Source organism: Armatimonadota bacterium (assembly GCA_020354555.1).
Taxonomy (GTDB): Bacteria; Armatimonadota; Hebobacteria.
The window spans coordinates 2,543,842-2,556,863 of record CP070648.1 but is presented as its reverse complement, the minus strand read 5'-3'; the positions used below and the strand labels follow the sequence as shown (position 1 = coordinate 2,556,863).

General features: G+C 67.5%; 7 protein-coding genes. 1 reads left to right on the top strand and 6 read right to left on the bottom strand.

The window, feature by feature from the left end; translation table 11 throughout:
* Positions 1 to 58: 58 nt before the first annotated feature.
* The 4 genes from JSV65_10435 to JSV65_10420 form a co-directional block, all read right to left on the bottom strand.
* Positions 59 to 2,971 (bottom strand): phosphotransferase, encoded by a 2,913-nt coding sequence (locus JSV65_10435; protein ID UCH33010.1) that lies wholly within the window; start codon positions 2,969 to 2,971, stop codon positions 59 to 61.
* Positions 2,972 to 3,096: 125 nt separating this feature from the next.
* A complete protein-coding gene (locus tag JSV65_10430) occupies positions 3,097 to 3,558 on the bottom strand; it encodes an FHA domain-containing protein (protein ID UCH33009.1) in 462 nt (153 codons plus the stop codon).
* A 25-nt stretch (positions 3,559 to 3,583) separates the two neighbouring features.
* Positions 3,584 to 4,294: a hypothetical protein gene (locus JSV65_10425; GenBank protein UCH33008.1), complete on the bottom strand. Its 711-nt coding sequence runs from the start codon at positions 4,292 to 4,294 to the stop codon at positions 3,584 to 3,586.
* 144 nt (positions 4,295 to 4,438) lie between these two features.
* Positions 4,439 to 5,563 (bottom strand): hypothetical protein, encoded by a 1,125-nt coding sequence (locus JSV65_10420; GenBank protein UCH33007.1) that lies wholly within the window; start codon positions 5,561 to 5,563, stop codon positions 4,439 to 4,441.
* Positions 5,564 to 5,819: 256 nt separating this feature from the next.
* On the opposite strand from JSV65_10420, the gene JSV65_10415 reads away from it, so the two are divergent.
* Entirely contained in the window at positions 5,820 to 9,035 is a 3,216-nt protein-coding gene (locus JSV65_10415) for a heparinase II/III family protein (GenBank protein UCH33006.1), read from the top strand.
* Between the two features lie 44 nt (positions 9,036 to 9,079).
* On the opposite strand, the gene JSV65_10410 is transcribed toward JSV65_10415, so the two are convergent.
* Together JSV65_10410 and JSV65_10405 are read right to left on the bottom strand one after the other, a co-directional pair.
* The gene (locus JSV65_10410) at positions 9,080 to 11,716 is read right to left on the bottom strand and encodes a PD40 domain-containing protein (GenBank protein ID UCH33005.1); all 2,637 of its coding nucleotides are present in this window, start codon (positions 11,714 to 11,716) and stop codon (positions 9,080 to 9,082) included.
* Positions 11,717 to 11,856: 140 nt separating this feature from the next.
* Complete coding sequence (locus JSV65_10405) at positions 11,857 to 12,834, bottom strand: Gfo/Idh/MocA family oxidoreductase (GenBank protein ID UCH33004.1); 978 nt, start codon at positions 12,832 to 12,834, stop codon at positions 11,857 to 11,859.
* Positions 12,835 to 13,022: the final 188 nt, after the last annotated feature.

The following is a 13,022-nucleotide window of genomic DNA, read 5'->3' as shown; positions in this document are numbered from 1 at the left end:
CGCTTCCCGAGGGGGTCCCGGTTCGCAGGCGCGCCATTGGGGCCCGAGGCAGCGCCGGCTAGGTCGCTCCGCCACCTGTGCCGTTGCCCTGCCCCGAAGCGCGCGGCATGCGCCCGAAGCGGGAGCGCAGCATGTGCCCCACTTCCGCCAGCCCGGGGTAGCGCGCCGCCACGGCCTGCCAGTCCTTGAGGTACCAGCGCAAGCGAGTCAGCCACGCCTCGTCGTCGAATTTGCGCCAGAAATTCGCCGCGGCCCCGGCGTAGAACAGTCCCTTGAACAATGCCGCGTAGTCTGCGGCTGCGGGCGCGCGAGGAGGCAGGGGATCGGGATCCGACTCCGTCATGCACAGCCGATAGCGTTCGAGCAGGCGCTCGATTTCCGAATCCTGCAAGTCGCTGTCCGGGGAGCGCAGCAGCGTCACGAGGTCGAACTCGGGCGGGCCGAGCGTCGCCTGCTCGAAGTCGAACGCCACGAAGTCATCGCCGCGAACCGCCAGATGATGCGGCGTGAGCTCGAAGTGGATGAATGTCTTGGGCTGAGTCGCGAGGGTCGCCGCCACTTCGCTCAGTTGGCCCTCCACAATCCGCCGCTCATCGGCGGACAGCTCCGCGCCAGCGGTCTCCACGAGCCGTTCGAGCGCGATGCGGAACGCGTCCATGTAATACCGCTCGCTCAATGCTTCCTTGTCGATGCGCAGGATCTCCTCGCGAAGCCGCGGCAGGTTGCGCCGCGCCACGGCGTGCATCCGCGCGACCGCTCTGACCGCCTCCTCCAGCAGTCGTGCTCGCGCCTCGCGCTTGTTCTCGCGTAGGCGCCCGGCGAGGGTCACCGCACCGAGATCCTCGAAGAACCCCACCGCACGCTTCTCGTTATCCACTCCTCCGTAGAACTCCGGCACGCTGACCGCGTACTGATGGAGTAAGCGCACGACCTCGGCCTCCCGCCGGTAGCACGCCGAAAAGAACTGAATGCGCGCCGGGTCATAGCGCTTCGCGATCATGGTCTCCGGGCCGGCCCACTCCGCCTCCATGCGGTAGATTTCGTTGCGCGACGCTCCGGCCACCGCCTCGCACCATCGCAGGCGAGGGACTCCGTAGGGACAGGCGGCGAAGGCCTCGACGAGTTCCTGTGTGCTGATCCCGAGACGACGCGCGACAGCCTCGGTCTGCTCGTCGAGTGCGGCCGCCGGCACGGCGCGCACGGCGGGCGCCGGGGTTTCCAGTCGCTGGTCGAGGTCGCCGATGCGCCGCAGCACCGCCCGCTCCATCCGTCGGAAGAGGCCGCGCTCGTGCGTCGCCTGCGGCACCTGGGCGCCTGCCCCAGGAGCCTCCAGCTTCTCCCGCTCGTAAACCAGGAGTTCGAGCAGGTCCTGGTTGAGTCGGCGCGCCTGTGCCAGTTCGGCGCGGACACCGGAGCGCATCGCCTGGCGATAGGACTTGCCTGCGAGGTCGGCGAGGCGGGCCTTGGCGCGTGCCACGACCGAGCCCAGACCTTCGCCGTTGTCCTGTCGCGCCGACGGCAGCCTCTCCCACAGCCGCACGGCGTCGAGAATCCGATTGCGCGCGTAGTAGATCCGCGCCAGGCGCAGCACGACGTCCTCGCGCAGCATCAAGTTGCGCACCGGCACCTGCTCCCACTCCCCAATCGCCTGGTCGTAAAGCTTATGATCGCAGTAGACTTTGCCGAGGATGATCTCCGCCTCGACCTCCCCCATCGGCCGCCACAGATTCTCCTCCGCCACCGACTCGACCGCGCTCTCGGGTATCGGCGTCACCTTGCAGGGCTGATACAGCCTACGGCCGAGCAGGCGCACGGGTATGCCGCGGAACAGCGCGAGCAGGTCCTCCCCTTCCTGCGACGGCATGAGCCCGAGGAAGAAGTTGGCGCGCGCCACCTTCTGCCACGCCGCCCCGGCCAGGAAGGCGGCCATCACCCCCAGCCCGACGAGCCATGGCCAATCCACGCGCAGCGCGTAGTCGGCAAACCCGAGCAGGACGAGCAGCAAGCCGACGCTCCAGAACAACGCAAGGATGCGCGGCTCGCGCCAGCCCAACCACTGAAAATGATGGTGCAGCGGCGTGCACAGGAACGGCCGCCAGGCCTCCGTCGTGCGGTGGCGCAGGAGTTGCACCGGCCCGCGCACCAGGCGTATCGCTCCGGTTTGGAGGATGACAGACATCGCGTCAATTACGAACACGCCGCCGATGAGCACCAGCGCCCACTCGCCCATCGAGAGCAGCGCCATCATGGCCAGCGCGGCGCCGAGGCCCAACGCACCCGTGTCGCCCATGAGCACGCGCGCCGGCGGGTAATTCAGCACCAGGAAGCCGAGGCACGCCCCCGTCAACGCCGGGGCCGCGACCATCACCTGCGGGTTCCAGAACGACCCGATGACGAAGTAAGCGAACCCCGCGATCGCGACACTGCCCGCCGCGAGCCCGTCCACGCCGTCCGCCAGGTTGACGCCGTTGGCCGTCGCGATAATCACCAGCGCCGCGAACGGGACATAGAGCCATCCGGTGTGAAGCGTGTAGCGGACGAGCGGGACGTACACGTCGCCCGCGCCCATCACGCGCAGCTTGAGGTAGAGGCCGAGCGCGAGCCCCGCCGCAATCTGCAGCAGCAACTTGCTCCGCTCCGACATGCCCGCCCCGCGCGCCTTGCGCAGGTCATCGCCGATGCCGATGGCGGCGAACAGCCAAGCACCTGCGACGATGACGAGGGCGGCTTCAATCATCCGGGGCGGATCGCCGCGCAGCCACGCCGCGACCAGGGTACCGGCGGCGAAGGCCGCCATCATGCCGACGCCGCCCCCGAGGGGCTTGCGCGGCTTGGGGAACAGCCGGTGAATCCTCTCCTTGCCCGGCTTGGCCTCGCGCGAGACGAATGCCCCGAGCCGGCGGCGCAGCAGCGCTGTGCCGCCGAGGGTCACGACGAAAGCGATAGCGAAAGCCGCCGCAGGATAGAGCATAGGTCGTGTGACGCAATTATGGAGTTTCGGCTGTCATCGCAGGGCCCGAAGCTCTTCCGCAATGCAGCCCTCGGGCATGATCGGCCCGGCCTGGGACTCTCCGGTAACGCAACGACCTTGTCGCATCAGGTCTTGCGGAATATCAACTTGTAGATGCCCACTGCGATCTCGTCGCGGTCGTTCAGTCGCTCCGCGCCGATGGCGGGCTCGCCGTTGAGCAGCGTCCCATTGGTGCTTCCGAGATCGGCGAGAAGGTAGTCGTCGCCGTCACGCCAGATGCGCGCGTGGCGCCGCGAGACCGTGTTAGAGGGCAGGACCACCGTACAATCCGCCCGCCGTCCGATGATCACCGATTCATCGTCTGAGATCTCCGCGGCACGCTCGACCTGCTCCCCGGTCGGGTCGAGGAGCCACAGGTACGCGCGCGCCGCCTGCTCCCGTGGGCGTGCCGTTTCCCCGGTAACGAGGCGCATGATCAGCGTGTCGTCGTCCTCGATCTGCGCTTGAGCGGCCAGATCGTCCCCGCACTGGGAACACAGCGAGCGGCCGTCAGGATTCTCGGTGCCGCATCTGACGCATCTCGGCATAGGGAATGACCTCAGACAGCGATCTCTATTTCCGCGCCAGCACTCGCGCCGACGCGCCGCGCTCGCGAGTTCTCTCCTGCGCGCGCGAGACGCGCGCGTCCGCCTCGAACGCCCACTGGGACAGCGCCCGCAGGCGGTCACGTACCGCGCGGACGAACCGCTCAGCCGGGCTGCGCCACCGCAGCGCGCGAATCTCCACTTCGGTCAACAGTCCCGGCGCCAGCCGTGCCTTGAGCTTCGAGAGTGCCAGCCAATCGTCGCGCTCGAAGCGCTGATAGATCGCCTGCGCCAGAAGATTCCATCGCGCTGGACGTCTGATGGCTTGCGCGAAATCCACGATGATCGGTTCGCCCGTGGGCGTCACCACGATATTGTCTGCCGTCTTGAGGTCGCAGTGCGCCACGCCGCGCCCGTGGATCGCGCTCACCACCTCGCGCAGGCGGTCGAAGAAACACGAGCCGACTTCGCCTTGCGCGACTTCCTGGCAGTTGCGCCCGTCGACGTATTCGAGCAGCACCCCGGTGCGCCCCCACCGGCCGTAGGAGCGCGGCACCCCGCGGGTGCCCGCCAATCGCCGGTATATTCGCGCCTCCCGCGCCGCAAGCCACGGCGCCGCGACCAAGCGGAACAAGGGCCCGCTGCCCGAGTAGTCCTTGACCAACGCCTGCTCCGTACCGTCGGATACGAGCGTCAGCGCGGCGTGGTACCCTCGCCCCGGAGCCACCACGCGTTCCACACGCCACTCGCGCGTCCGTCTCCTCGCAGCACAGCCGCCACTCATTGCGTTCCTTGTCTGCTGCGTCGCGGTTCCCCTCGGGCCCGAGCCGTCAGCTCTCCGCAAGCAGCACGCGGCGTGACTCGACTCGCGCCGAGCTTATCCTCAATTATACTCGCCCGCCTCTTCCAACACCACCTCGACGTAGCGTCGGATGTTGCGCGCGTAGACAGGCGACAGCGGGAAGGCGATCGGCATATCGGTCGGAGCGACGATCAACGGCGAATGACCGGCCACCGATGCCATGATCTCACGCACGAGCGCGTCAACCACCTCGGCATCGGCGAACTCCAACTCGCGCGGCTCGAGGTTGCCCATGAGCACGCAGTCGCGCCCCACGCGCCGCGCCACTTCGCCGATGGTGATGTCTCCGCTCGGCGGTCCTTCGACGGGCTCGAGAATATCCGGCTCCAGTTCCATGATGTGGTCGAGCACGTTGCCGAGCCGCCCATGGCTGTGCAGGCGCAGGTAGCATCCGGCGTCATGCATCTTGCGCGCGATGGGCAGATCATACTCGGTCACGAACTCGCGGAACAGCGCAGGGCTCACGTACGGCTCGCTCGCGTATTCCGGGCCACACAGCCTGAACACCGTGCCGCTGATACCCAGCGCGAGCACGCCGTCGAGCCAATCGTACACGCGAGGCGCTATCGCGTCGAGCAACCGGCGGATCGTCTTGCGGTCCTGCCACGCTCTTATCGTCCAGTCGCCGAATTCGAAGAGGTCCGCAACGTAGCAGATCGGGTCGGCCATCCCGATTTCGACCAGCCCCCGCTCGCCAACGCGCGCCAGGGCCCCAGCGAAATCATTGTCTTCAACGCGCGGGCGAACGTACGGCATGGAGAGGAACCGCTCGACGTCTTCGTCGGTCTTGAGATAGTGCTCCACTTTCCACGTCGTCGCGACGCCGTCGTGCCTCACGCACAGGGAATGCAGATCATCCTTCGGCGTGTGGAGCGTGGAGCGAATCACGACGTGGTCGTCTTCGGGGTGCTCCTCCTCGGAGATGGAGATGTCGGGTGATGTGGACAGGAATACGTTGGGCTCAACCTTGGGCCCCCAGCCGAGGAAGATCTCTGTTTCCGCGTCGATGACCGGCATCATCTCCGCACAACTCGGCTCCTCTCTCAGGCGGGAGTTGTTGAGCCCGTCGTGGGTGTAGGTGCACACGCCGCAGCGATCAACCGGCCTGCCCTGAAGCAGCGCCAGCAGGCGTTCCCGCGAGGTCATGCGTGACCCTCCCGTGTCGTCAGCCGAGATGCTGTGCCAAACGAAGCGCAGGATCTCGCCAAGGCTTCTCGCCATTCATGGCTTGGGCTCTAACTTCGCTGTGGAGTGGATTCATCCTCCAGACAGCCTCGGCAGGGCGGGCCCCGGCGCATGCCGAATCACCTCGCGGAGGATCGCTGTGAATTGCATCACCCCCTCGCTCACCCTTGCCCTCGCGATCGCGTTCGCGATGCCCGCCGTCCCCGAGGAGGCACCTATGCGCTCAGTCAAGACCCGCCGCGCGCTGCACACAGGCGCAGAGATCGCCCGCGCCCGCCGCAACATCGCCGAATACCCGGGGGCGCAGGCGATTGCCGATTCCATTGTCAAAGCGGCCGATGCATGGCGCGGTCGCAGCGACGAATGGGTCGCCGGCCTCGTCACGCCGCCGGAGGCGCCGCGGGCTTTCAACATCAGCTTCTCCGGCTGCCCCATCCATGGGCGCGACGCGTTCAAGCACGGTAACTACTCCTTCTCGATAGACCTCGACCGCCCGTTCAAGGTCAAGTGTCCGGTCGGGGGCGAGGAGTACCCATCCAACGACTTCCGGGCGTTCCTCGATTCCGGCATGACCGACCGGTCGCTGCTGACGGGCGACTACCCCGACGACGGCTGGGGCTGGCACAAGCCCGGCGAAGAGAAGAAGTACTGGTTCGTCGCGTACTACAATCACTGGGCGTGGCGATGGCATGTTCTGCCGATGACCCTGAACCTGTCCCGCGCCTACCTGCTGACCGGCGATCCGCACTACGCGCAGCAGGCGATCATTCTGCTCGACCGCATCGCGGAAGTTTACCCGGCGATGGACTATAACAAGCAGTCCCGTTACGCGCAGGAGTTCTCTCCGTCGTACACCGGCAAGATCCTGAACCTGATCTGGGAGACGTACACCGGGGCAACGCTGGCCGAGGCGTACGACAACGTGTACGATGCAATTGACGAAGCGGGCGCCGCGCAGCGTTTCCTGGGCAAGTCCGGCGCCGACATACGCGCCAACATCGAGCGCAACGTAGTGGATGAAGTGGTCAAAGGTGTATACGACGCCACGATCCGCGGCAACTACGGGATGCACCAAGAGACGCTGCTGACTGCTGCGATGGTAGGCGAGAAGGATCTCGGGGATGTCGTGGACTTCCTCCTGCACACGACGGGCCGGGGCATGCAATACGAAGGCATTCGCTACGCGCTGGTCAACTTGCTCTCACGCGACGGGCTGTCGGTGCATGAGACCGCGCCGGGGTACTGCTTCATCTGGGCCAATACGCTGACGCGCATCGCGGAGGTGCTGCGCGGCGCCGGGGTTGACCTGTACCGCGAGCCGCGCATGCGCCAGCTCTACCTCGGCCCGCCGCGCATGATCGTCCACGGCGGCTTCACTCCTGCCATCGGCGACTCGAGCAGTGTCACCGCGGGCTCGGTCACGATTCCCGCGTGGATGACCCGCATCGCGATTCGCGAGTACGGGCCGGATGTATTCGACGCGCTCCCGGGCGTGAAGCCGGTCACTGCGCCGGGCTTCGCGACGTATGAGGATATCTTCGACGAGCCCGCTGCGTCGGCCGAGATGCCGCCGCCAGCTTTCCCCCGCGATTCGGAGAATCTCGGGGGTTACGGCCTCGCGCTGCTGCGCGGCCGCGACCTGGAGCACCCCGCCGATATCTCGCTGTTCTACGGCACCGGTGTCGGCCACGGCCACGCCGATCGCCTCAACATCGAGCTGTTCGCGCTCGGGCGCAAGCTCATGCCCGATCTCGGCTACCCGCAGTTCGCGGCGGATGACCCCGAGCCGCCTGGCTGGTCGCGCAACACGGTGAGCCACAACACGGTGGTCGTGAACGCCAAGGGGCAGACGACCGGCGACTGCGGCGAGATCGTCGCTTTCGCGTCGTCCGCTACTGTGCAGCTCGTCGAGGTGGACGCGCCCGACGCCTATCGCGAAGAGGTGGAGATGTATCGCCGCACCGTCGCGCTCGTTGATAATCCCGCGGGCCCCTACGCTCTCGACATCTTCCGCGTCGTCGGCGGCACACAGCATGACTATTCGCTCCACGGGCCGGACGGCGAGTTCGAGGCGACCGGCCTCGACCTGTCCCCGCCGCAGACCGCAGGAACGCTCGCCGGGCCGGAGGTGCCATTCGCCAACTTCTACGATGATCCCGAGCGCAGCGCCCTCGATTACGACGGCCCGTTCTACGGTTATGCGGGAAGCGGGTTCAGTTTCCTGACCAACGTACAGCGAGGCGAAGCTGAGAACCCGTGGAGCGCGCTGTGGACCCTGCCCGAGGACGCCGGCCATCTCCGGATCACATGGCTTCCGCAGCAGTCGCAGCAGGTCTTCGTGTGCGACGGGACCCCGCCGTTCCGGCCCGGCAATCCCGACCAGCTCAAGTATGTCCTGTGCCGTCGACAAGAGGTCGGCAGTGAGTCCGCCCGCGAGCCGCTGACGAGCGTATTCGCCTCCCTATTCGAACCATACCGCGAGCGCCCTCCGGCGATCAGCGCGCGCAGCCTGCCCGTCAGGAACGCCGATCCGCTGTCTTTCGCGGCGCGCGTCCAGACCGCCGACGGAGATGACTACATCGGAAGCTGTCCGCGCGGCGGCAGCTTGGAGGCGGAGGGAGGCTTCACGTTCGCCGGCAGCTTTGGCCTCATTTCGCACTCCGCCAACCGGATCAACCGCGCCTTTCTCTGCGGCCCCGGACATATAGGCATCGGCGACCTGCGATTCACCCTTTCGGAGGGACTGCGGGGACGCGTTATCGCTGCTGATTACGAGGCGCGGACCGTGACGATGAGGCCAAGCGCCTGCGGTGCATCTTTGCCGGCATTGGCCGGCAGCACCGTGGTCTTCGGCGGCGGCGGGCGCTCAACGGCGTGGGGCATCGTGGATGCCACTGCGGCTGGCGACGGCACGGTGATCCTGCGCCTGGAGGACTTGGATCCGCAGACAGCACTCCTCCTGGTATCGGAGAGCGGTCCGGGCTGGGTGAATACGCCGAACCACCTTCACCTTGCCGGCCTCGACTTCTACGACGGGATGACGGCCCTCGACGAGGAGGGACGGCGACTCGGGCGGGTTACTGGCATCGAGGCCGCTCGCATTACTTTCGACAACTCCGACGCCAGGCCGACCGATGCCGATGGTGACGGCAGGACCTTCGTGCGGCTGTTCGATTTCGGGGTCGGCGACGCCGTGGAGGTCAAGCCCACCGCCCACGTTGAGCGCACTGCCCACGGGCGCTATCGAATCGAGGCGACGGGCACCGTCGAGATCTCTCTGCCTGTCGAGGAGGGCACGCGCGCGCTGTGGCAGAGGGAAGGCGAGGCGGCTCGAAGCGTCGAGACGCGAAGCGAACGCGGTCTCCTGCGCGTCGTCATCACTGCCCAGGACGTGGGCAATGGGTACGGCGAGCTGCGCCTAGCGGCGCGCTAGGCCGAGTGAGCCAGCATCGCTCGCGCCGCTCTCACCCCAGCGCTTTACTTCTGGCGCGCCGCAGCCAACGTCAGCGTGTAGCGAAGCGTCGGGGTCGGCGGCTTCGCCGCCGGCTGTGCAGCGGTGGCAGCGGCAACGGCGCCTTGGCTTGTGCGCGCCGTCGCAGCGGGCTGCCGCCGCGTGGTTGTGCGAGGCGCCTGTCGGCCACCCCGGGCACCGCCGAGGCGCAGTTGCAGAGCGCCCGGCCCAACCGCTCCGCGGGGGCGGGTCGCGGGGCTCGGCCGGGTCCCAGCGGGCTGCCTGTCGCGTCCCCCTCCGAGGCGCAGCGCCAACCCTCCTGACGGCCGGGCGGTTCGTGCAGTGCCCGGGCCTGCGGTGCGCCGCCCCACCTGTCCGGCACCGGTCGTGCGCGTCGCCGGCGCTGCGGCCGTCTGCGCCGCCGCAAGCGCTGCCTTCTGATTGAAAACGCCTTGAACCGTGTCTTCTATCCGCAGGACCTGATGCTCCTTGTACGCGAACCACGTTGTCCGCGTGCCCGTAACGTTGAGCATGGACATGCCAGCGAGTCCGACCGGAAGCGATCCCACCTTGAAGGTGGAGACGATGCGGATGGTTTCCAGCCCCTGCTCCCACTGCAGCGCCTCGGCGGTGTGCTCTGCGGTCACGCGCGCCACCGCGTTCGACCGCAGCAGCGGCAGCACGGTCATCGGCGCGGTCCACTTGTCACCTATCTTGATCGGTTCCTCCGGGAACACGATGGACAGATTCCCCAGCGCGATCGGCTGGCTCCCTCCTCCCGCCAGGGGCGTCAGCTCGCCCTCCAAGTTCTGCCTCGACCGCCCAGCCTGCCCCACTTGTGGCAACCGTCCTCCGGTGCCTGGGGCGTCCAATCTCCCAGTCCTGACTTGCGTGATGATGGTCGCTATCGTTTCCATCTCGGCCGGCTCCCCGCCGGCCGGGGGCCCCGCCGCGCCGGGCGGGGCAGCCCCCGGCGTTCCCGGGCGCCCCGATTCCTGTTGCGGGGCCTCGCCTACCGACTCCACACGCTGTGTGATGAGAGCATCCAGCGTCCCGGCCTGAGCGGCCACGGCAGCCATTGGGACCTCTCCTTTGGCGCCCGCCTGAGCCGTGACGCGGATCCCGTAATCCCACTTCTCCTTTTCCTTGTAGCGATAGCGCAGTGCCACTCCCTCTTCGGGCAGCGTGTCAGCGCTAATCGCATTCCGGACCTCTACCCGCGCTTCAGCCGTGCCCTCGATACGGCCCGCTTCGCCGTATGCCGTCACCTGAATCGTATGGGGCCCATCCCCGCTCGGCCGCGTGTCCCACTCCATCTCGAAGGGCGCTACGGTCGCCTTGGCGAACGTGCCGTCCACGAAGAAGCCGACATAGCCGCCCGGCGAGTCTTTGCTGACCGTCACCTTGGTCAGGCCGCGTACCGTCGCATTGTCGGCAGGCGAAAGTATCCGCACGGGTGGCTGCTGCGCCAGCGCCTCGACGGGCTTGGCCGGTTCCTCGGACGCGGACGCCGACTGCACGGGCTCCGGCGGCGGCGACGTCGGCGTCACCGATGCCGCCGGCTTGGGGCTCGCCTTCACTGACGCCGTCACTTGCGGAGACGGCTTGACCGACGCGGGCTTCGGCGGTTGCTTGCTCGATTCCTCGGTCGCCATGGCAAGCCGCATCGGCGCGGGCTTCGGCGTCGTCGCCGCTGTCCCAGAGGCCTGTTCGCCGGAGGGACGTGGGCTGGCGTCAGAGACGACTACCTCTTCCGGAGTCGGTGCCGCTGCGACCTGCACCGGGCTCGCCGACCAGTCGAGATACCCGTGGGGCACGCCGTACGACCGCAGAGGCTTCGCCTCGCCCCCAGCGGCGGTGACGACCCACAGGCTCCCCTCGACGCCGTCAACCTCGTCCGCCTTGAAGGCGATGGACTTCCCGTCGGGCGACCATGCGGTCTCGCCGAAGAAGCCCACGTGGTTGACCAGCGTACGAGGCGCTCCGCCTCCCGGGGAGATGAGGCTGAGCGCTGATTCCTGCTTCTGTCTGAAGAATGCGATCTGGCTTCCGTCGGGCGACCACGACGGGTACATGCCGTCATCGGTCAGCTCGCGTGCGCTGCCGCCGTCCGCTCCCACGATGAAGAGCTTCTCGTCACGCGTAAAGACGAGTCGCGATCCGTCCGGCGACCAGTGGGGGCACGCGCTGCGGAAATCGCTCCCGAGGGCCGTCACGAACGACGGCGAGCCGCCTTCGACCGATATGGTGTAGAGCCCTCGTTCCTCGGCCTTCCCGGACACATAGGCGATGCGCCGACCATCGGGCGACCAGGCGGGCTGCTCGTCGTCGGGGTCGCCGGTGGTCACCTGAACCGGCGCGGCGGCGGGCGAGTTGTTGTCGCCGAGCCGCACGATCCATATCTTGTACGCATCGTCGGCCATGGCCGCGTAGGCGAGCATGGTGCCGTCGGGGCTGAGAGCGGGCGTGATGCGATCCGACGCGGAGGGGTGCGGCAATTCAACCGGGTTGTCCCCGTTGCCGCTCATGACGACAATGCCTCGGCTGCCCATCACGAGACGGCCCTGATACGCGATACGGTCGGCGCCGCACATCTGCGCCAACAACCACATCGCGACAAGGGCCGTCACCGCAACACGACACAGCCTGGCCCTGGCTAGCATAGCACTTCCTCCTGCGCGCGGGAGAGCTGCTCCGCGCCACCTGTCATTATACCCCGGCCCGCCGAATGCGGCAATCGCATACGGGGGCCGTCCAGCGACGGCCGCGATGCGGCAGCCCCGCGCGCGGACTGCGGCGTGGCCTATTCCCGACGCGCCGCCCCGTACAACGCAAGTTGGATCTCGAGATTGGCGTACGCCTCCGCCGCCGTCGCGAGGGGTCCGCCCTCGCCTCGCACCGCCTCCGCGAACCGCCGCACCGAGGTGTGCACGAGGTCCTCGCACACCACCCGCTCGTCACCGACGGTGACGTGAGTTCGATAGATGCCGCGCTCGTCATTCGCGCCCGAGAGGTCAGCCGTGAAGCCGTCGGCGCCAAGCCGGCGCACCATCGGGCCGTCGTAGACGTTGCGCAGCTCTATCGTCACCGGGCAGCGCTCACCGCCCGGCAGTTCCATCGCGAACACGGCTACGACCTCGTCGCGCCGGATCACGCAGTCAGCGGAGTCCGCGACGAACATCGCGCCCGGCAGCAGCCTGAGCATCAGGCTCAGCGGATGGCTCGCGAGGTCTATCCAGATCTCGTCGTATTGGTTGGGGCCGCTCGCGCCGCCCTTCGACTCCATCCGAAAATCGAGACGCTCGCATCGGTTCAGCGGTCCGCGGTGTTGCTCGTAGAGCGCGAGGTACGGCTTGATGGCGGCCACATACTGCGTGTTGGCTGCGAGCATGCGGCCCACTCGCTCGGCGGCCGAGATCATGGATTTGGCGTCCGCCAGCACATCCTCGGGCGACTTGGCGACGTCCCACACCAGGGGCTTCTCACACAACACGTGCGCCCCGGCCTCGAGACAGGCCAGGGAGTGCTCGCGGTGGAGTTGATGCGGACTGCACACACTGGCCGCGTCCAACTCGTGTTGCGCCAGCATCCGGCTGATGTCCGTGTATCCCTGCCCCTGAAAGTCGAATATCTGCGCCATCGCTTCCTGGGTCCGGGCCACCGACTCCGCCGAGGTCCCGACAAAGGCGACGACCTCGCAGCCTTCCATGGCGTACCATTTCCCGTGATGCTTGCCGATGCCGCTCGCCCCAACGATGGCGACCTTGGGTTTCTCCGTCACTCTGACCTCCGCTGCCGCTCCGCGCGCCGATCGGATCTCCGCCGACGAGGCACGGCCTCACGTGCCCTTGCGGCCGACCGCCCAGAATACCGGCATGAACGTCACGCGGATTCCCTCGTCCAGCGCGCGCAAGTCTCTGCGCTTGAGCGCCTCCAGTTCGCCGGGCGCGACCAGATCGTGCGCCGTGG

What these genes read in the sequence shown, in the direction of transcription:
- JSV65_10420 (UCH33007.1), bottom strand. Translation starts at nt 5,563, where the DNA reads ATGACCTCGCGGGAACGCCTGCTGGCGCTGCTTCAGGGCAGGCCGGTT.
- JSV65_10415 (UCH33006.1), top strand. Translation starts at nt 5,820, where the DNA reads ATGCGCTCAGTCAAGACCCGCCGCGCGCTGCACACAGGCGCAGAGATC.
- JSV65_10430 (UCH33009.1), bottom strand. Translation starts at nt 3,558, where the DNA reads ATGCCGAGATGCGTCAGATGCGGCACCGAGAATCCTGACGGCCGCTCG.
- JSV65_10410 (UCH33005.1), bottom strand. Translation starts at nt 11,716, where the DNA reads ATGCTAGCCAGGGCCAGGCTGTGTCGTGTTGCGGTGACGGCCCTTGTC.
- JSV65_10435 (UCH33010.1), bottom strand. Translation starts at nt 2,971, where the DNA reads ATGCTCTATCCTGCGGCGGCTTTCGCTATCGCTTTCGTCGTGACCCTC.